Consider the following 19826-nt stretch of genomic DNA (forward strand, 5'->3'; position numbering starts at 1 on the left):
ATAGCATTAACTAAAAAGGAGCAGGATATGTCGAACGAGAACAAGCAGGGCAAGGATCGGCAGCGGCACGCATTCATTACCTCTCGGGGAACCATGGACGGCGCTATGCCTGCATTGGTAATGGCGCTCAACTCGGTGCGCCTGGGCCATGATGCTACGATTTTTTATACGTTCATGGGGCTGGATGTGATCAAGCCCGGCGGCATCGACAAGTTGAAGTACTACCCTGAGGGGACCATGGGAGCCATTCCCGGAATGCCACAAATGGCTACCAGCATGATGAAGAAGTGGATGGCCGACGCCAACATCCCCGAGGTCGGTGATATGTTTGAAATGGCTCAGATCGAGGGCGTGAAGCTGGTAGCCTGTCATATGACCATGGAAATGATGAAGCTGAAGCCGGAAGATTTCGTTGAAGGTGTTGAGGTCTGGAACGCCGCGGATTTCATCAAGTTCGCCGGAGAGTGTGACTTGTGTCTTTTCACGTAAAGATATCAGTGAGTCGAAAGAGAAACCCCGCGTCAGCGGGGTTTTTTGTGGCCTGTGTGAAGTCGAGCATGTCCCTTGCCGCTTCATTTCCTTCGGTCTTTTCGGTATGGTTACAGGAATAAAGGAACATTTCCGTGAAGAACAGATTTTACACCGAGTTTGATACGGCATCCATTGGCCGGGGACAGTCCAAGAATGTCAAGGGGCGGACGCCCTTTGAGCAGGATCGGGACCGGATCATCTACTCTCCCGCCTTTCGCCGCCTCCAGAACAAGACCCAGGTTTTCCTGTCCGGAGAGTTTGATTTTTACCGCACCAGACTGACCCATTCCATGGAGGTCTCTCAGATCGGGCGCTCCATCGTCAATCACCTCAACCGCACTTCAGGCTTGTTGAGCGATGATTTCCACATCGACCAGGATCTGGTTGAGTCCGTCTGTCTGGCCCACGACATAGGGCACCCCTCCTTCGGTCATGCGGGCGAGCAGGTTCTCAACAAGCTCATGTTTAAGTCCGGCGGGTTTGAGGGCAACGCCCAAAACCTTCGCATCCTTGTTGATCTTTTTTATCGGGACAAGTCTCGGTGGAAGGGGATGAAGCCCACCCGCGCCTTCCTGGACGGAATGCTCAAGTACAAGACGCTCTTTTCCGATTCGGAAAAGAAGAAGCATCATTTCATCTATGATTTCCAGCGGGATATATTGGATTTTGTGAGTCCCGAGGTCGCCTTCGATTCGCTTTTTGAAACGGAAAAGGAGCTCAACTCCTTTAAATCACTGGAGTGCCGGATCATGGACTGGGCAGATGACATAGCCTATTCCATCCACGACATAGACGACGGAATCCGGGCCGGATTCATCACCATGAAGAAGGTGCGCAACTGGATGGAGGAACTGGGAAAGGGATTATCGCCTGACCACGCGACTTTTCTGGATAACTTATGCGGTGCCATTGCGGACGATACCTTTAGCGAATTTCTGGCCCGGCTCATCGGCGAGTTCATTCACTGCACCACGCTGGTGGAACGCGAGAATCCGCTTTCGCCCATGACCAACCGCTACCGCTTCAATATCGCGGTCCGCGCCGAAGGCAAGGCGCTTTGCTCGTTGCTCAAGGACATGGCCGTAGCGTTGGTATTTCATACCCCGCAGGTGCATCAATTGGAGTTCAAGGGAAGCATGATCCTGCGCCAGGTTTTTGAGGTTCTGGAGGGGGAATACATCGATGGGAAATCGGAATACCGGCTGCTTCCGGCGCATTACCATCATGCCCTTGCCCTGCGGGATGACGACGACAAGCGGCGGATGTTGTGCGATTATCTGTCTGGTATGACCGATGGATTTGTCGTCAGGACGTACAAGCGGCTGTTCGATCCCGATTTCGGTTCGATTATCGATTTGATCTAGGAGGAAAGAACATGAAGTGCATGGAATGGTTGGAAGTCTATGACGTCGGAGTCGAAGAGATCAACAAGCAGCACAGAGGGTTGGTGAGGGTCACCAACAAGTTATTCCATGCCATCATGGAGGACAGGGGAGAGGAGCTTCTCTATGACATTCTCAAGGAGTTGGAAGAATACGCGGCGTTTCACTTCGATTACGAGGAGCGCCTGCTACGCGAACACGAGTATCCGAAGGAATTGTTGGAGCGGCATATTCGGGAGCATGACAAACTGAAGGCGGACGTCGCAGACTACATACAGCGCTTGGAAGGACGCGAAGTTGCCATGGATCTGGATCTTTTCGCTTTCCTGAGAGACTGGACGGAGAATCACATGCGCAACACCGACATGCTGTACCGTGATTTTTTCAACGCCAGGGGCGTATACTGAGAGGCCGCGTGAAGCCTGCCTGCCGACTATGTTCTTGCGACATGTCGGGCATCTGCAAGATTGGCTTCCCGCACTTATTCCTTTTCTTGAATGACTTCGATGTCTTCCTGATTGAGGATGACTTCCTTTCCCTTGTCATTCTTGAATTTGTAGGTCTCCGACCTGACATCGTACTCCGGGGTGCCATAGGTCGTGTAGCTTTTGCCCGTCTTTGTGGTCACTTCATACTGTTTCGCTCCGCAACCAAGCAGAAAGAGCGACAGTAGCAGCGTCATCAGAAACGTGATCAAACGATACATGTTTTCCCCTCTCGCTGAATTTATCATACAGTTCCCCCCATACCCCATTTTCCCCATTATAATCAACGCCTATTCCGTCAAGACGTACGGGAAAGGCTGGGGTGGCGATTACAGTCCCAGGATAGAGCAGGAATTTTCCATGATCGCGTCAAGGTCCGCAGCCGTCAGCTTGAGCCTTTTCGTGAGCCGGTCAAGCTCGCTTCCGGCATCAAAGAGAGGGTAGTCGCTTCCGAACAGAACGTGGTCCCGACCAAAGGCGCGGTAGAGTGTTTCCAGCTTAGCGTCGTCGAGGAAATCCATGGAACTGGATGTGTCCACGAAGACGTCTTTGCCCGCCAGTTGATCGAGAGCGTAATCCCAGTGCCGGTATCCGCCCATGTGCGCGGCGATGATGATCGGTTTGGGAAAGGCCTCTCTCAGAGCGGCCAGTTTTCTGGGACAGGAAGGGTTCTCTTCGGGCGGCAGGGTGTCTCCCACGTGGAACAGGCAGACGAAGCGGTCTTCGACCATCTCCATGATGTTATAGAGAGCCGGGTCATCCATACGGAATCCCTGAAAGTCAGGATGGAATTTCAATCCCTTAATGCCATTTTCTTCCAAGCGGTCAAGTTCCTTTTCAAGGTCCTTGTAGCCGGTGTGAACGGTGCCGAAAGGGATGAACTCCTCGTGTTCCTGCTTGATGCTGATGGCCCAGTTGTTTGCCGGGATGACTTGGGCGGGAGCCGTGGCCGCCGCCAGCACGACGCATTTGTCTATGCCCGCGCTGTTCATGCGCGTGTCGAGGTCTTCCATCAAGCCGTTGCCGACGGGATGTATGCCGTAGTGATCCTCAAGTTGGTCCACTACCTTATGTGCGATTTTCGGATGAAAAACGTGCGTGTGAATGTCGATAAACATGGTCGTTACGATGCCTGAACATGAGTCGTATGTAAACGACTGTTTGAATGGGGGCGTGAAGCGGCTAGAACATCTCTTTGAGCCAGTCAGGAACGCGGGTGGGGCGGCCCTCGGCGTTGACGGCGGCGTGTTCTGTCATACCTGTGGCATGGAGCAGGGTTTTGTCCTTATTCCATACCTCGTAGGTGAACTTCATGGACGCGCGCTTCCACTCGCTGATGCCGATGTGGACGAAAATCTCATCATCGAAACGGACGGGCGAACGGTATCGGCACTGGGCTTCGCGTACAGGCAGGAGGATACCTCGCTCTTCGACCTCAGCATAGCTCATCCCCCTCTCGCGGATATAGAGACTGCGTGCTCTTTCAAAGAGATGGAGGTACTCGGCGTAGTAGAGAACTCCCATTGTGTCTGTCTCGCCATAGGAAACGAAGTGCCTGTACCAGCAGTCAGGCTTGGGGAAGTCCTTCGAGGTCGGCATTACTTCATCCCCAGACATTGCAGGGCGAAGGAGAGCAGTTCGTGTCCCTTGTCCAGCTTCAGGCCGGTTCCTTCGGCGGTGGCTTCGGTGAAGGCCTTTACCCCGGAGGGTTCGAGTCCGGGCCCGTTAATGATGAAGGGCACTGCGTCGGTGGTATGCGTCCGTTCGACGATGGGCGTGAAGTGGTCACAGGTGACTATCCAGGCCACGTCTTCGTCCTTGAGAGCCTCTCGCAAGGGGGCGACGATTCGGGCGTCGAAACGGGAGATGGCTTCCGCCTTTTCCGCCGCGTTGCCGCCGTGGCCGCATTCGTCCGGTCCTTCGAGATGCACGAAGACGAAATCGTTGTCCTTGAGGAAATCGAGTGCCGCGTCCACCTTGCCCTGGTAATTGGTCTCCAGCAGGCCGGTGGCACCTTCCACGTCGATGACGGACATGCCCGAGGCGTTGCCGAGTCCCTTGATCAGGTCCACGGCGGAGATGACGGCACCTCGCATGCCGAAGGTCTCTTCGAAATTGGGCAGGATCAGGGGGCGTCCCTGTCCCCAGGGCCAGATGGAATTGGCTCTGGAACTGTTGAGGTTTCGGTCCTCCAGCACTTCCTTGGCCTCGAAAAGAAGGTCCCAGAGCTGGGGGCTTTTTGAGTAGGCGCGAAGATCGAGCTTGATGGGCTTGTCCGTGATGTCGTGGGGCGGATTGATGAACAGCTTGGCGTCGTCGGTGTTGGCTCCGTTTTTCTGGACCAGCAGGTGCCGATACTGAATGCCGGGCACGAAGGTGTAGGTCTCATTGCCAAGCCGCTTTTGGAGCTCCTCGACGATGGGCCGGGAGACCTCGGTGGCGATGTGTCCGGACGAGTAGTCGCGCATGTAGCCGTCTATGGTCAGCTTCGAAACAGTGACCAGGTTCAGCCGCCAGACCAGGTCGTCCGGGTCCAGCACGAGACCTTGGGCCGCCGCTTCAATGGGGCCGCGCCCGGTGTGGTAGGTGGCGGGATCGAAACCGAGCAGGGCCATGTTGGCCACGTCGGACCCCGGAGCCATGCCCTCGGGTACGGTTTGAGCCCGTCCGACCATGCCGGTACGGGCCAGTTCATCCATATTGGGCGTGTCGGCGGCTTCTATGGTGGTCTTGCCCTGAAGCTCGTCCAGGGGCCAACCTCCCATGCCGTCGGCAATAAGGTAGAGTAATTTCACAACAGATATCCGGTTACAGGATTCGGAACTTGACGCACGGCTTCACTGAGAAGTCCATGGCGTCCATCTCCTCGATCATGGCGTCCGCAGCCTTGGCGGAGGTCTCATGGCTGATGATTACCAGGGGGACACCCTCCTCGCCAGCCTCGCCTTTCTGCACGGCCTGGGCGATGGAGACCCCGTGTTCGGCCATGGACTTGGTGATGGTGGCCATGACCCCGGTGCGGTCGGCAACGGTAAAGCGGAAATAGTACTTGGACTCGGATTCCTCGGGGGGCAGGATGTCCGCCTTGGGCAGGGGCTGGTTGCAGAAGCCGGTGTTGTCTGGCACGCGGTCCCGGCATTCCATGCCTCGGACCAGATTCATGATGTCCGCAAGAACAGCGCTGCCCGTGGGCAGGTCACCCGCGCCCTGGCCGTGGAGCATGATCGGGCCCACTGCGTTGCCTTCAAGGCGCACGGCATTGTAGTTTCCTCCCACCCGGGCCAGCAGGTAGGTGTAGGGCACCAGCGCGGGGTGAACTCCCGCCTCCAGCCTGCCGTCCACGTTCATGACGTGGGCCAGCAGCTTGATGCGGTAGCCGAACTCTCTGGCGAACTCGATGTCCATGGGCGTGACGCCGGTGATCCCCTGGATGGGGATATCGGCAAGCGGGTAGTCCACGCCGTAGGCCATGCGGATGAGCACGCACAGCTTGTGCGCGGTGTCGAACCCTTCGATGTCGAAGGTCGGGTCGGCCTCGGCATAGCCCAGATCCTGGGCATCGGCCAGTGCAACCTCGAAGTCCATGCCCTTGGTGGTCATCTCGGAGAGGATGTAGTTGGCCGTGCCGTTCATGATGCCGAGCAGCTTGACGATCTCGTCTCCGGCCAGGCTCTCCTTGAGGGTCTGGACAATGGGGATGCCACCTGCACAGCTGGCCTCGAACATGAGGCCCACGTTGTGCTTGCCAGCCGCTTCGAACAGTTCCAGGCCGTGTTCGGCCAGGAGGTGCTTGTTGGCGGTGACCACATGCTTGCCCGCGGCGAACGCGTCGAGAATCAGGTCCCTGGCCGTGTCCAGACCGCCCATGAGCTCGACCACGATGTCGATATCGTCATTGACCAGCGCCTTGGGATCGTCGGTGAAGGTGACGTCGGAGCCCAGGTCGAAAGCGCGCTGCTTGTTCAGGTCGCGGACCAGAACGGACGCGATTTCAATGCGCTTGCCGAGACGTTTGGCAATGCGCTCCCGGTTCATGTCGAGAATTTTCGCCAGGCCGGAACCGACCGTGCCGAAACCACCCAGACCGAGTCTTATGACATCCATGATTACCCCTTGGCGAAGAATTTACGCAGGTTGCGAACAGCCTGGTTCGTGCGGTGGCGGTTCTCAACGAAGCTGAAACGGACATGGTCGTCGCCGTACTGGCCGAAACCGAGCCCCGGGGAAACCGCGACTTCGGCTTCCTGGAGGAGCATTTTGGAGAACTCGACGGAACCCATGTTCTTGAATTCATCCGGGATTTCAGCCCACAGGAACATGGTCGCCTGAGGCGGGGTCACTTTCCAGCCGATGCGGTTGAGGCCTTCGCACAGGGCGTCGCGGCGGTCCTTGTACACATCCATGATATCTTTGACCGCTTTGTCCATGTCCTCCTGGGAGAATTTGGGGTCGGCGTCCAGGTCTCCGTTCAGGGCGCAGGCCGCCGCAATCTGGATGGGCTGGTAGATACCATAGTCAAGGTAGGACTTGATGCGGGTCAGGGCCTGGACCATGTCCGGGTTGCCCACGCAGTAGCCCACGCGCATGCCTGCCATGGAATAGCTCTTGGTCATGGAGAAGAACTCCACGCCCACTTCCTTGGCGCCCTCGGCCTGGAGGAAGCTCGGAGCCTCGTAACCGTCGAACACGAAGTCCGCGTAGGCGAGGTCATGGATGACGTAGAGGGAATTTTCCTTGGCGAAATCCACTATACGCTGGAAAAAGGCGACGTCCACGCACTGGGTGGTCGGGTTGTGCGGGAAGTTGATGATCAGCAGCTTGGGCTTGGGCCAGGTGTGCTTGATGGCGGTCTCCAGGTTCTCGAAGAAGTCCTGTCCGGGACCGATGGGCACACGGCGCACGTCGGCGCCCGCGATGATCGAAGCATACGGATGAATGGGGTAGGCCGGGTCCGGGGCGAGCACTACGTCGCCGGGCGAGAGCATGGCCAGGGCCAGGTGGGCGAGCCCTTCCTTGGCACCCATGGTCACGCAGACCTCCTGATCACGGTCCAGGGACACGTCGAAGCGCCGGTAGTACCAGTCGCGCACGGCCATGCGCAGCCCCTTGATGCCCTTGGATGCCGAATACTTGGAGTTGCCGGGCTTGTATGCGGCCTCGGTCAGCTTGTCGAGAATGGGCTTGGGGGTGGGCACATCGGGATTGCCCATACCCAGGTCGATGATATCTGCGCCTGCGTGGCGCATTTTCATCTTGAGTTCATTGACCTGAGCGAAAACGTAGGGGGGCAGTCGATCGACTCTCGCAAACTTGGACATGTCGGGAAACTCCTCAATATAGTATTAGTGCAAGCTTGAATACATAGCCATGACCGAGCCGGACTGTCAAAATGAAATTCGGACAAATTGTATGCCACACATTAAGACGGGAAAGCGTGTCTTCAAGCGGGGTTGTCAAACTGTCTTGACCTTGAGGCAACTTTTCCATAGCGTTCGTGTTTCGACTAATGAACCCGACGCCCGGAGGGGCGACAGATTCCCTATTTTGGAGGTATATATGGTCCAGAAATCCGAAACCATCTGGTTCGACGGCAAACAGGTTCCCTGGGACGAGGCCAACGTGCACGTCCTTACTCATGCCCTGCACTACGGCACGGGCGTTTTCGAAGGCATCCGCGCTTATGAATGCGCTGACGGCTCCTCCGAGGTATTCCGCCTTGAAGAGCACATGGTTCGCCTGGCGAATTCCGCAAAAATTCTGGGCATTCCCATGCCTTACTCGGTTGATGAACTTGTCGCCGCTACCGTGGAGACCCTCCAGGTGAACAAGCTGCCCGGCGCCTATGTCCGGCCGCTGGTCTTCGTGGGCGAAGGCGCCATGGGGGTCCATCCCGGCGAGAACCCCATCCGCGTCATCATCGCCACCTGGCCCTGGGGAGCCTACCTTGGTGAAGAAGCCCTGGAGAAGGGCATCCGCGTCAAGTGCTCCACCTTCAACCGCCACCACGTCAACGTCATGATGACCAAGGCAAAGGCGACCGGCAACTACGTCAATTCAGTGTTGGCCAAGACCGAGGCCGTGGCCGACGGTTATGACGAGGCCATCCTGCTCGACACCACCGGTCATGTCTCCGAAGGCTCCGGCGAGAATATTTTCATGGTCCTCAACGACGTCATCTACACCCCGCACTCCGACGGCGTTCTGGGCGGCCTGACCCGTGATTCCATTATCTCCCTGGCGGGAGATCTGGGTTACGAAGTCCGTGAGGAACCCATCACCCGCGACATGATCTACACCGCCGACGAGGCCTTCTTCACCGGCACCGCCGCGGAGTTGACCCCCATCAGTTCCGTTGACCGCCGTGTCATCGGCACCGGCAAGGCCGGCCCTGTGGCCAAGCTGCTCCAGGGCGAGTTCTTCAAGATCGTCAAGGGCGAGAACGAGGATTACGAGCACTGGCTGCACCGCTACTCCCTGTAGTGAGCGGCCACCGGGGAATGACGGAAAGTCTAGAAAACCGGTGCGTCATCTGCTAAGAAAGGGGAAATCCGGCGCGGTTTGTCGGGTTTCCCCATTTTTTTACCGTGATTCCAAAAGGGTCCGTTCGCCGCGCCACAGCCTCAAGTGATCCCATGAGCACATCGAATCTCACTGCCAAGTACCGTCCGCAGACCTTCGCGGAAGTGGCCGGACAGGATGCGATAAAAGCGATCCTCTCCCGCGCCGCAGCCACAGACAAGGTGGCGCCGGCCTACCTGTTTTCCGGCACGCGCGGAGTGGGCAAAACCACCATCGCGCGCATCTTTGCCAAAGCACTGAATTGCGTGAACGCACCCACCGCCGAGCCCTGCAACCAGTGTCCCAACTGCAGGCAGATCACGGCTGGCGTGGCCGTGGACGTCATCGAGATCGACGGCGCTTCCAACCGAGGCATCGACGACGCCCGGCGGCTCAAGGAGGATATTGGCTACGCGCCGGTGGAGTGCCGCTACAAGGTCTTCATCATCGACGAAGCGCACATGCTGACCAAGGAAGCGTTCAACGCGCTCCTCAAGACCCTTGAAGAGCCGCCGCCGCGCGCCACCTTCATCATGGCCACCACCGAGCCGCACAAGTTCCCTCCGACCATCATCAGCCGTTGCCAGCATTACATATATAAGATGTTGACTCGGCAGGAGCTTGTAACCCATCTCGAAAAGATCATGAATCGGGAAGGGCTGCAGTTCGAGCAGGCCGCCCTGGAGATCATCGCCAAGCGCGGTGCGGGCAGCGTTCGCGATTCCATGTCCCTGTTGGGTCAAGCCCTGGCCATGGGGACGGATGTGCTCCGCGAAGAGGAGGTGCGTTCCTTTCTCGGGCTGGCCGGACAGGACGTCTTTTTCCAGCTCATGGAGGCCATGCACGCCCGTGACCTTGTGGCCGTGGGCATGGTGCTGCGTCAGGTCCTGGACCAGGGACTGGACCTCGGTTTCTTTTTGCGGGAGTTGACCAACTGCTGGCGCAACATGTTTCTGCTCAGGCAGGCGGGGGAGGCGGCCCTCCCGCTTCTCGGGTTTTCCGGTGAGGAAGCCCGGACCTGGCTGGACTGGGCCGGGAGATTCGATCCTGCGCACATTCACGCCTGCTGGCAGATGACCCTGGATGGTCAGCGCAGGGTCATGACCAGCCTGGAACCGGCCATGGCCTTGGAGCTCTTGCTGCTTAACCTGACCAGCCTCCCGGACCTGATCGAGCTGGAATCGGTCGGTGCTGCGGCCCCGTCCGGAGGCAACGTTCCACCGCGTCCCATGGGCGGGCAGGGCGGTCCGCAGGGTGGCGGCAGGTTCGGCGGACAGACCGGCGGGCAAGGTGCGCCCCAGGGCGGCCCCGGCGGCTATGCCCCTCCGGGCGGGCAGCGTTTTGCACCGCCTCGGGCGCAGGCCGCGCCCCTGAACCGTGAACCGGAACCGGCGCCTCCCCAGGCTCCGCCCCGGCCATCGGCACCGCCGCCGTCGCAACCATACTCCCAGCCCCCCTCCGGGGTCGAGATGTCACGGCCGCAACAGGAGTCTGTCCCCCCTACGCCGCCCCCGTCTCCAAAGGCTGAACCGGCCGCTACGCCGGAACGCCGGGCTGAAGACGGGGGAGACTACACCGCTTCCGGCCGTATGGCTGAATCTGTCGGGAAATCCGTTGCGAGTGCGCCTTCCGGCCCTCGCGATTGGAACGGATTTCTCGAATTTGTTGCTGCGCGCAACGGGCATTCGGGAGTCAACTCCACGCGGTTGCGGCTGAATGAGGGCAAAGTGGAAAAAGATCGGCTGGTCATCACCTGTTCCAGCCGGGTCCAGTGCGAGTACCTGAGCGAGAGCGCGGTAAACTCCGCCCTGGACAACCTGGTCAGGGAATATTTTGGCCCCATGGTTGAAGTTAACGTCGAAACTGGCGATATCGCCGTCCGTAAATCGGACAGGCAGCTATGGGAAGAGGCCGAGGCCAACCCGAGCGTGATCAAGGTCATGGAGGCCTTTTCCGCTCAGTTGATTTCGGTCGGTGCCCGGGAATAACGACAACAGACATTCAGGAGAATACGATGAAAGGCATGAACGAAATGATCCGCCAGGCGCAGGTCATGCAGCGCAAGATGACCCAGAAGCAGGAAGAGCTCAAATCCACCGTCGTTGAGGCCTCTTCGGGCGGCGGCATGGTCACGGTCAAGTGCACCTGCGGACAGGAGGTCACCGAGGTGGTCATCGAGGATTCCGTCATGGAGGCGGGCGACAAGGACATGCTCCAGGACCTGGTCCTCACCGCTGTCAACGAGGCGCTCAAGAAGTCCAAGGAAGTGATGGAAAAGGAACTCTCCTCCATCACCGGCGGTCTGAATATCCCGGGCATGTTCTAGGGTTGCCGAGGGTTTTCGTTTTCGGGCCGTCCCTGTGGCGGTCCGATTTTTCCGTCCCGCGCTTTTGCGTGGCGGATATTTCGCTTTAAAGGAGTCATCGTTGCAGAACCTTCCCGGTCCCCTCAGGGACGTGGTGGAACAGCTTTCCTCCCTGCCCGGCATCGGGCCCAAATCCGCGTTGCGCATTGCCCTGACCCTGCTCAAGATGCCCAGGGAAAAGGCCGGCGGAGTAGGGCAGTCCATTATCGACCTCAGGCAGCGGCTCTGTCTCTGCGAGGAGTGCGCCTGTCTGGCCGAGTCCTCGCCGTGCGCCATCTGTGCCGATCCGGGGCGTGACGATCACCAGCTTTGTCTGGTGCCCGAGTGGGACGCGTTGCTGGCCATGGAGGAGATGGGCATCTACAAGGGCCGTTACCTGGTCCTGGGCGGCCTGCTTTCCCCGTTGGATGGTGTGGAGCCCGGGCATCTGGAGATCGACCGGCTCAAGCGCCACTTGGGAAGCGGGCGGATTACGGAGCTGATCCTCGCACTGGGAGCCACCCTGGACGGCGAGGCCACGGCCTCCTATGTGAAGAACCTGGTTGAGTTGGCGTTTCCCGACGTGTCGGTCACCCGGCTGGCCCAGGGCATTCCCATGGGCGGCGAGGTCAAGTTCATGGACAAGGAGACGCTTCGGCAGTCCCTCGTGCATCGGCAGAAAGTGTAGCGGCGGGCGGTTTCGGCATGCAAGACGAGTTGTCGCATCTCGCGGGCGCGGAGGTCCGTTCCGTTCTCTATCACAACAAGGAGAACGGTTACACCATTGCCAAGGTCAGCGTGCAGGACGAGCCCGGCCTGGTCTCCATTGTGGGCACCATGGGCGAGCTCGTGGCCGGGGCCACGTTGGATCTGCATGGCGTCTGGACCGTACACCCCAAGTTTGGGCGCCAGTTGGAGGTGCGCACCTTCGAGGAATCAAGGCCAGCCACCGAGAATGGAGTCATCCGATTTCTGCAATCTTCCATCAAGGGCGTGGGCGAGAAGACCGCCACGATCATGGTCGAGGAGTTCGGCGTGGGCGTGCTCGACCTGCTCGACGACGATCCCGAGCGGTTGCTCTCCATCAAGGGCATCTCCAAGAAAAAGCTTAAAGACATCATCGAGTCCTGGTCCAAGCAGCGGGAAATCAAGAACCTGCTCGTATTTCTGCAGACCCACAACGTGCCGACGACCTTTGCCGGGAAGATTTTCCACCTCTATGGTGCGCAGGCCGAGCAGAAGCTGAGGGACAACCCTTACGATCTTGCCTACGAAATTCGCGGGGTGGGCTTCAAGACGGCTGACCAGATGGCCATGAAGCTGGGATTCGAGCCGGACTGCGCCCAGCGGTTGGAGGCGGCCATTGTCTACCACCTCTTCACCTACTGCGAGCGCGGCGGGCACATGTTCATTCTCAAGGACAAGCTGCTGGCCGATGTCGCACGCATGTTGGACGCAGGAGATTTCAACAAACTGGAGCTGGCTCTTTTCTCGCTGGAGGAGAAGAAGCGGGTGCGCATCGAGGACCTCCCCGAGCAGCATCTCACGGATGCGGTTTACCTCATGCATTACTATCACTGGGAGAACGAGATCACCCAGCGCCTGTTCCAGTTGGTCAGCCATCCGACCCCGGTCAGCAGGAAGAAGATCGACAAGACCCTGCCGCGCGTGGAGGACAAGCTCGGTTTTACCTTGTCAGACGAACAGCGCGAGGCCGTGTTCGACGCCTGCTCCAACAAGGTCTTCATCATTACCGGCGGTCCCGGCACGGGTAAGACGACCATCACCAAGGCGATCACGCTCACCCTCAAGGAGCTGGGACTCAAGATCGAACAGGCAGCACCCACAGGCAGGGCGGCCAAACGCATGGCCGAGGCCACCGGACATCCCGCCCGGACCGTGCACCGTCTGCTCCAGTTCCAGCCGGATGGCGGGTTCCACTACTGCGAGGACCAGAAGCTCAAGGCTGATGTTCTGGTGGTGGACGAGGCTTCCATGGTCGACTCCCAACTGTTTGTGGCAATTCTGCGGGCTCTGCCGCACACCTGCCGCCTGATCCTGGTCGGCGACGTCAACCAGCTCCCCAGCGTGGGACCGGGCAACGTGCTGGGCGACCTGATCAACTCTCATCGAGTGCCGTGCGCGGTGCTGACCCACATCTTTCGCCAGGCCCAGGAATCGTTCATCGTGGTCAACGCCCACCGCATCAACCAGGGGCAGTTCCCCCGCCAACACCCCGGCCTGGCCCCGGAGGCGGACTTTTTCTGGATTCCGCAGGAAAACACGGCCAAGGTGCAGAAGCTCATCCTGGATTCCGTGTGCGACCGTATTCCCAAGCGCTACGGGCTTGATCCGCTGCGCGACATTCAGGTCCTCACGCCCATGCATAAAGGGGAGGTGGGCACCCAGGCGCTCAACGCCGCCCTGCAGGAGCGGCTCAATCCGCCGGGACCGCACAAGCCGGAGATCAAGCGCAAGTTCGCCACCTACAGGGAGGGCGATCGGGTCATCCAGCTCAAGAACAACTACGACAAGGAAATCTTCAACGGTGATCTCGGCTGGATTCTGGAAGTCGATACGGATGACAACGAACTGTTCATCGAGTTTGACGGCAACCAGGTGGTCGTGGAGGCCGGCGAACTGGACGAACTTGGCCTGGCCTATGCCGTGTCAGTGCATAAGTCCCAGGGCAGTGAGTACCCGGCGGTGGTCATGCCCATCGTGACGCAGCATTACATGCTTTTGCAACGTAACCTGCTTTATACCGGACTGACCCGGGCCCGGGAGTTGGCCGTGCTCATCGGCAGCGAGCGTGCCTTCCGCATCGGTCTGGACAACGCCACGGCGGGCAAGCGGAGTACCAATCTGGCCTACCGGTTGCAAACCATGTTTTCGCAGAATCGTCTTATTTAAGCAGCCGTGAGCATGCCGCGTCGCTTGCCAATTGCGGAAAAACGTGGTGAATTATCATTCGCATCAGGAATTTCCAGGCCTTTGTTTGTGGAGGCCGCTAGCTGGAAAATAATGCTGAATCAAATAGTTGAAACAGAGAAGGAGTCTCCATGTTAAGTGAAAAATTGGAAGCCGCTCTCAATGAGCAGTTGAATTGGGAAATCTTTTCCGCACACATCTACCTGTCCATGTCCTCCCATTTTGCTCAGGAGGGTCTCGGCGGTTTCGCCCAGTGGATGTATGCCCAGTATCAGGAAGAAATGTTCCACGCCATGAAGTTCTTCAATTACATCAATGAAGCTGGCGGTCACGCCAAACTCGCTCAGATCGACGGTCCGCCGCTGACCTGGGAGACTCCCTTGGCGGCCTTCGAGGAAGCCCTGGAACACGAAAAGGGCGTCACCGCTCGCATCAATGCCATTGCAGACCTGGCCGTGGAAGAGAAGAATCACGCCGTGGGTATCTTCCTCCAGTGGTTCATTTCCGAGCAGGTCGAGGAAGAAGACACCGTGAGTGATGCCGTAGGCAAACTCAAGATGGTCGGAGACGGCGGCGGGCTGTTTATGCTCGACCGTGATCTCGGCACTCGGGTATTTACGCCTCCGGCGACAGCGTAGAAGCACATCCGCAGGCCGGAAGGGGGATTTCCCTTCCGGCCTTTTCCATTGCAACAACAGGGAGCAGTAATGTCGGAAGCCAATATAAACATCGTTATTGGCGGCGGAGCCGGTCAGGGGTTGGCAACGGTCGGGCAGCTTATGTCCAAGGCCGTGATTAGGGCCGGGTACCATCTTCTGGTCAGACAGGACTACATGTCGCGCATCCGTGGCGGCCACAATACTTTTTCCCTTCGCATGGGGCCTGATCCGGTGGAGTCTCCCTGCGAGCCAATCAATATCCTGGTGGCCCTCAACGAGGAGACCGTCGCGTTGCACCGGGATGAACTCATGGACGGCGGCATCATCATCGCCGACCGGAAGATAGATACGGGTATCGCGAACACGCTCAAGGTCCCTTACGACGAGTTGGCTTCCAAGCCCTTGTATTACAACGTGGTCGCCTTGGGCGTGCTGGGCTCCACGGTCTGCAATGACATAGGTATTATAGAGGAACTGCTGGCCCAGACCTTTGCCAAAAAAGGCAGTGCCATCATCGAGGCCAATCTGGAGGTGCTGCGCGCGTCCTATGAATGGGTCAAGCAACAGGATTTCGATTTTTCGTGCATTGCGCCGCCACCTGAGGACGCCGGTTCCAACCTGATGATGAACGGCAACGAGGGCATTGCCATGGGGGCTCTGGCTGCGGGATGCAACTTCGTAACGTTCTATCCCATGACGCCGTCCACTTCCGTGGCCACCACCCTCATCAACAAGGGGCGCAGGCTCGGCCTCAAGTATGAGCAGGTGGAGGACGAGATTGCGGCCATGAACATGGCGCTCGGGGCGTCCTATGCCGGGGCGCGCCCCATCGTGACCACATCCGGCGGCGGGTTCGCGTTGATGGCCGAAGCCGTGAGCCTGGCGGGAGTGAGCGAGACTCCCATCGTGACCGTGGTTGTCCAGCGGCCCGGTCCGGCAACGGGCATGGCCACCCGCACGGAGCAAGGCGACCTCGGTTTCGTGCTCCATGCCGGACACGGCGAATTCCCCCGGGCCATTTTTGCGCCGGGCACGGTGGAGGAGTGTTTTTATCTGACCCACCATGCCTTTGGCCTGGCCGAGCAGTTTCAGACTCCGATTTTCATTCTATCCGATCAGTTCCTGGCCGATTCCTATCGCAACGTGGAGCGTTTCGACGTGGACTCCCTGCCGGAGATCGCCGGACCGCTCCTCAAGCCGGAGGACTCGTCCTACAGGCGATATGAACTGACCGATGACGGGGTGTCGCCCCGGCTGGTCCCCGGCTTCAGCGAAACCCTTGTTAGGGCCGACTCACATGAGCATGCCCAGAGTGGGGTCATCACCGAGGACCCCGCCAACCGTGTGTGTCAGAACAACAAGCGGTTGAGCAAGGGCAACGGGTTGTGGGAAGAAGTCATCGGCCCCGACTATTATGGCGAGAAGGGCGCGGAAGTGGTTCTCATGTGTTGGGGATCGAGCCTTGGCGCATGCCTGGAGGCGGCAGACAAGGTGAACGGCAAATCCGTGGGCGTACTGCATTTCAAGCAGGTCTATCCCCTGCGTGAGGAGCAGTTTATGGACGTTCTTGAACAGGCAGGCGAGGTCATCGCCGTGGAGGGCAACGCCACGGCGCAATTCGCCAAGCTGGTTGCGCTGGAGACCGGATTCCAGGTTTCCGGCAGTGTACTTCGTTTCGATGGCCGTCCCTTGACTCCCGAATATGTCCTGCGCGGACTGGAAAGCATCATTTAAAGGAGCGCGATATGGTCTCCATAGAACAATACGGCGATTTCGAGACGTCCTGGTGCCCCGGTTGCGGCAACTTTTCCCTGCTCAAGGGGTTGAAGCAGGCACTGGCTGGGCTGGATTTGGCTCCCCATCAGGTGATGGTTTCCTCGGGCATCGGCCAGGCGGCCAAGGCGCCGCATTACATGAACTGCCACATGTTCAACGGACTGCACGGTCGCTCCCTACCCGTGGCCCAGGGTATGAAGATGGCCAATCCGGAGATGACCGTTCTCTGCGAGTCGGGTGACGGCTGCTTGTACGGCGAGGGCGGCAACCATTTTCTGGCCGCCATTCGGCGAAATCTGGACATTACGTTGCTGGCCCACAACAATCAGATTTACGGCCTGACCAAAGGGCAGGGCAGCCCGACCACCACGCGTGGTCAGGTCACCAAGACCCAGCCCGACGGTGTCGAATCCGATCCTTTCAACCCCGTGGCCGTGGCCGTGGCCATGAAGGCCGGGTTCGTGGCCCGGGCCTTCAGCGGAGAGCCGGACCACCTGACGGAGATGATACAGGCGGGAATCCGGCACAAGGGTTTCGCCCTCATCGACATCATGCAGCCCTGCGTATCCTTCAACAAGGTCAACACGTTCGCCTGGTACAAGGAACATAGCTACCTTATCGAAAATCACGACACAAGCGACTGGCATGCCGCCCTGGCCCTGGCCGACGAGTTCCCTGAGCGGATCCCGCTCGGCATTTTTTATGAGGCGGACAAGCCGTTGCGCGAAGATGGCGACGTGCTGGCCGTTCATGAATACGCCAAGGACGACCTGAAGGCTGTACTCGATTCGTTCGCCTGATGAGAACGGGGCCGGTCCCGTTTTCGCTTTACAAACCCATGCATCTTTGAGAAGCCTCTGGCTCCCAAGGAACGATCCCCTTTTGCGAGGTATACATTGAGCAACGAAGCAGAAAAAATTATCTATTCCATGTACAAGGTGACCAAGCGCCACGGTCAGCGCGAGGTCCTGAAGAATATTTCCCTGTCCTATTTCTACGGCGCCAAGATCGGTGTGCTCGGCCTCAACGGTTCGGGTAAGAGCTCGCTGCTCAAGATTCTGGCCGGTGTTGACACCGAGTTCGAAGGTGAAACGCACGTCAAGGAAGGATTCACCATCGGCTACCTGGAGCAGGAACCGCTGATGGGCGAAAGCCGCACGGTCCGCGAGGTAGTGGAGGAAGGCGTGGGCGAGGTGATGGAGATCATCCGTGAATACAACGCCATCAACGAGAAGTTCGCCGAGCCCATGGAGGCCGATGAGATGGACGCGCTGATCGAGCGCCAGGGCCAGGTTCAGGAACTCATGGACGCCAAGGGAGCCTGGGACATCGACTCCAAGCTCGACATGGCCATGGATTCCCTGCGCTGCCCTCCCGGCGACACGCCAGTGGACGTCATCTCCGGTGGTGAAAAGCGCCGCGTGGCTCTGTGCCGCCTGCTGCTTCAGTCGCCCGACATCCTGCTCCTCGACGAGCCTACCAACCACCTGGACGCGGACTCCGTCGCCTGGCTGGAGCGCTTCCTTTCCACCTTCCCGGGCACGGTCATCGCCGTAACCCACGATCGCTACTTCCTGGACAACGTGGCGGGCTGGATTCTGGAGTTGGACCGAGGCAGGGGCATCCCCTGGAAGGGCAACTACTCCTCCTGGTTGGAGCAGAAGCAGAACAGGCTCGCCCAGGAAGCGAAGCAGGACGCCGATAGGCAGAAGACCCTGCAACGCGAGCTGGAGTGGATCAAGATGTCGCCCAAAGGCCGTCGCGCCAAGGGCAAGGCGCGCATCAACGCTTATGAAGCCATGGTCTCCCATGAGTCCCAGCGGCTGGCGGACGACCTTCAGATATACATCCCGCCGGGGCAACATCTCGGTAAGCAGGTTATTGTCGCCGATCATGTAAGCAAGGCCATGGGCGACAAGCTGTTGGCCGAGGATATGAACTTCATCATTCCGCCCAACGCCATCGTCGGTGTTGTCGGCCCCAACGGCGCGGGTAAGTCCACGCTGTTCAAGATGATCATCGGTGAGGAGAAGCCGGATTCGGGCGAAATGACCATCGGCGCCACCGTTGACCTTGCCTACGCCGACCAGAACCGTGACTCGCTGGTGCCCGGCAAGACCGTGTACGAGATCATCAGCGAGGGAGCCGAGTTCATCAAGCTGGGTGATCGCGACGTTAATGCCCGCGCCTATTGCTCCCGGTTCAACTTCGCTGGTTCCGACCAGCAGAAGCCGGTGGATGTCCTTTCCGGCGGCGAGCGCAACCGTGTGCACATGGCCCAGATGCTCAAGTCCGGGGCCAATGTACTCCTGCTCGATGAGCCTACCAACGACCTGGACGTGAATACCATGCGCGCCCTGGAGGACGGCCTTGAGAACTTCGCCGGCTGCGTGCTGGTCATCAGCCATGACCGCTGGTTCCTGGACCGTATCGCCACGCACATCATCGCCTTCGAGGGCGATTCCAAGGTGGAGTTCGTGGAGGGCAACTACAGCGACTACGTGGCCGATCGCAAGAAGCGGCTTGGCGTGGACGCGGACCAACCCCACCGGATCAAATTCCGTAAGCTGACTCGCTAGAAATTATTCCATTCGTAATGAAAAAGCCCTTCGTCCGTTGGCGAAGGGCTTTTTTTCGGCGCGGGATGCGCGTCGTCATTTGGCATTAGGAGCGAAATATGAAGTATACGGCACCGAGCAGACAGAGTGCCGCCCAGAGGTAGTCGAGCTTCAGGGGCTGGTGCATGTATATGAGGCAGAAGGGGGCGAATACGGCCAGCGCCAGTACTTCCTGCAGGATCTTGAGTTGCGGTAGGGTCAGCGTGGTGTAGCCGAGTCGGTTGGCCGGGACCTGGATCATGTATTCAAACAGGGCAATTCCCCAGCTTAGCAGTGCGGCTACATACCATGGACGTTGGTTCAGCTCCTTGAGGTGGGCGTACCAGGCAAAGGTCATAAAAATGTTGGATGCGGTGAGCATCAGCGCGGTGATCAGGGTGACTCGCACGGGCAATCCTCTTGGGCGTGATATGGCGGCTACTGAATGAACAGCTGTTGATATGCTGATCGGTCCCCACCGTCCAGAGGAAAGCGTTAAAACAACTTAGCAGGCATGGCCCGTTCCATCGGAAGCAAATAGTCAGCGGGATGGGGTGGGCGCC

Annotated in this window: 19 protein-coding genes; 12 read left to right on the top strand and 7 right to left on the bottom strand. The window is 58.8% G+C overall.

The annotated features are described in order from the left end of the window. Nucleotides 1-27 precede the first annotated feature (27 nt). The 3 genes from GM415_RS13450 (at nucleotide 28) to GM415_RS13460 (ending at nucleotide 2320) form a co-directional block, all read left to right on the top strand. The gene (locus tag GM415_RS13450) at nucleotides 28-489 is read left to right on the top strand and encodes a DsrE/DsrF/DrsH-like family protein (protein WP_158949023.1); all 462 of its coding nucleotides are present in this window, start codon (nucleotides 28-30) and stop codon (nucleotides 487-489) included. A 134-nt stretch (nucleotides 490-623) separates the two neighbouring features. Further along, nucleotides 624-1895, top strand: a complete 1272-nt coding sequence (gene dgt, locus GM415_RS13455; protein WP_158949025.1) for a dGTP triphosphohydrolase — start codon at nucleotides 624-626, stop codon at nucleotides 1893-1895. An 11-nt stretch (nucleotides 1896-1906) separates the two neighbouring features. Further along, entirely contained in the window at nucleotides 1907-2320 is a 414-nt protein-coding gene (locus GM415_RS13460) for a bacteriohemerythrin (protein ID WP_158949027.1), read from the top strand. Between the two features lie 74 nt (nucleotides 2321-2394). Here the strand turns inward: GM415_RS13460 and GM415_RS13465 are convergent, their stop codons facing one another. From GM415_RS13465 to GM415_RS13490, 6 genes are all read right to left on the bottom strand, one after another. Further along, on the bottom strand, nucleotides 2395-2619 hold the full coding sequence (locus GM415_RS13465; RefSeq protein ID WP_158949029.1) for a YgdI/YgdR family lipoprotein: 225 nt from the start codon (nucleotides 2617-2619) through the stop codon (nucleotides 2395-2397). Nucleotides 2620-2727: 108 nt separating this feature from the next. Beyond that, nucleotides 2728-3516, bottom strand: coding sequence for an amidohydrolase family protein (locus GM415_RS13470; RefSeq protein WP_158949031.1), 789 nt, complete (start codon nucleotides 3514-3516; stop codon nucleotides 2728-2730). Between the two features lie 64 nt (nucleotides 3517-3580). Continuing rightward, nucleotides 3581-3997 carry an acyl-CoA thioesterase gene (locus tag GM415_RS13475; RefSeq protein WP_158949033.1) on the bottom strand — a complete coding sequence of 139 codons (417 nt, stop codon included), beginning with the start codon at nucleotides 3995-3997 and terminating at the stop codon, nucleotides 3581-3583. Beyond that, nucleotides 3997-5193 carry a cofactor-independent phosphoglycerate mutase gene (locus GM415_RS13480; RefSeq protein WP_158949035.1) on the bottom strand — a complete coding sequence of 399 codons (1197 nt, stop codon included), beginning with the start codon at nucleotides 5191-5193 and terminating at the stop codon, nucleotides 3997-3999. Before GM415_RS13480 ends, GM415_RS13475 begins: the two co-directional genes overlap by 1 nt. Nucleotides 5194-5206: 13 nt before the next feature. Further along, on the bottom strand, nucleotides 5207-6502 hold the full coding sequence (locus GM415_RS13485; RefSeq protein ID WP_158949037.1) for a homoserine dehydrogenase: 1296 nt from the start codon (nucleotides 6500-6502) through the stop codon (nucleotides 5207-5209). 2 nt (nucleotides 6503-6504) lie between these two features. Next, nucleotides 6505-7716 carry an aminotransferase class I/II-fold pyridoxal phosphate-dependent enzyme gene (locus GM415_RS13490; protein ID WP_158949039.1) on the bottom strand — a complete coding sequence of 404 codons (1212 nt, stop codon included), beginning with the start codon at nucleotides 7714-7716 and terminating at the stop codon, nucleotides 6505-6507. Between the two features lie 238 nt (nucleotides 7717-7954). Between GM415_RS13490 and GM415_RS13495 the strand changes: the two genes are divergently transcribed. The 9 genes from GM415_RS13495 (at nucleotide 7955) to ettA (ending at nucleotide 19245) form a co-directional block, all read left to right on the top strand. Further along, nucleotides 7955-8878, top strand: a complete 924-nt coding sequence (locus tag GM415_RS13495; protein WP_158949041.1) for a branched-chain amino acid transaminase — start codon at nucleotides 7955-7957, stop codon at nucleotides 8876-8878. Nucleotides 8879-9030: 152 nt separating this feature from the next. Then, complete coding sequence (dnaX, locus tag GM415_RS13500) at nucleotides 9031-10944, top strand: DNA polymerase III subunit gamma/tau (protein ID WP_158949043.1); 1914 nt, start codon at nucleotides 9031-9033, stop codon at nucleotides 10942-10944. 26 nt (nucleotides 10945-10970) lie between these two features. Continuing rightward, nucleotides 10971-11282 carry a YbaB/EbfC family nucleoid-associated protein gene (locus GM415_RS13505; RefSeq protein ID WP_158949045.1) on the top strand — a complete coding sequence of 104 codons (312 nt, stop codon included), beginning with the start codon at nucleotides 10971-10973 and terminating at the stop codon, nucleotides 11280-11282. A gap of 100 nt (nucleotides 11283-11382) precedes the next feature. After that, entirely contained in the window at nucleotides 11383-11988 is a 606-nt protein-coding gene (gene recR / locus GM415_RS13510) for a recombination mediator RecR (protein ID WP_158949047.1), read from the top strand. Between the two features lie 17 nt (nucleotides 11989-12005). Further along, a complete protein-coding gene (gene recD2 / locus GM415_RS13515; RefSeq protein WP_158949049.1) occupies nucleotides 12006-14213 on the top strand; it encodes an SF1B family DNA helicase RecD2 in 2208 nt (735 codons plus the stop codon). Between the two features lie 149 nt (nucleotides 14214-14362). After that, complete coding sequence (locus GM415_RS13520; protein WP_158949051.1) at nucleotides 14363-14869, top strand: ferritin; 507 nt, start codon at nucleotides 14363-14365, stop codon at nucleotides 14867-14869. Between the two features lie 69 nt (nucleotides 14870-14938). After that, complete coding sequence (locus tag GM415_RS13525; protein ID WP_158949053.1) at nucleotides 14939-16624, top strand: 2-oxoacid:acceptor oxidoreductase subunit alpha; 1686 nt, start codon at nucleotides 14939-14941, stop codon at nucleotides 16622-16624. Between the two features lie 11 nt (nucleotides 16625-16635). Continuing rightward, nucleotides 16636-17466, top strand: a complete 831-nt coding sequence (locus GM415_RS13530; RefSeq protein ID WP_158949055.1) for a 2-oxoacid:ferredoxin oxidoreductase subunit beta — start codon at nucleotides 16636-16638, stop codon at nucleotides 17464-17466. Nucleotides 17467-17562: 96 nt separating this feature from the next. Continuing rightward, nucleotides 17563-19245 carry an energy-dependent translational throttle protein EttA gene (ettA, locus tag GM415_RS13535; protein ID WP_158949057.1) on the top strand — a complete coding sequence of 561 codons (1683 nt, stop codon included), beginning with the start codon at nucleotides 17563-17565 and terminating at the stop codon, nucleotides 19243-19245. 85 nt (nucleotides 19246-19330) lie between these two features. Here ettA and GM415_RS13540 read toward each other — a convergent pair whose 3' ends face one another. Continuing rightward, entirely contained in the window at nucleotides 19331-19672 is a 342-nt protein-coding gene (locus GM415_RS13540) for a DMT family protein (protein WP_158949059.1), read from the bottom strand. Nucleotides 19673-19826 lie beyond the last annotated feature (154 nt).

The organism is Pseudodesulfovibrio cashew, assembly GCF_009762795.1.
Taxonomy (GTDB): Bacteria; Desulfobacterota; Desulfovibrionia; order Desulfovibrionales; family Desulfovibrionaceae; genus Pseudodesulfovibrio; species Pseudodesulfovibrio cashew.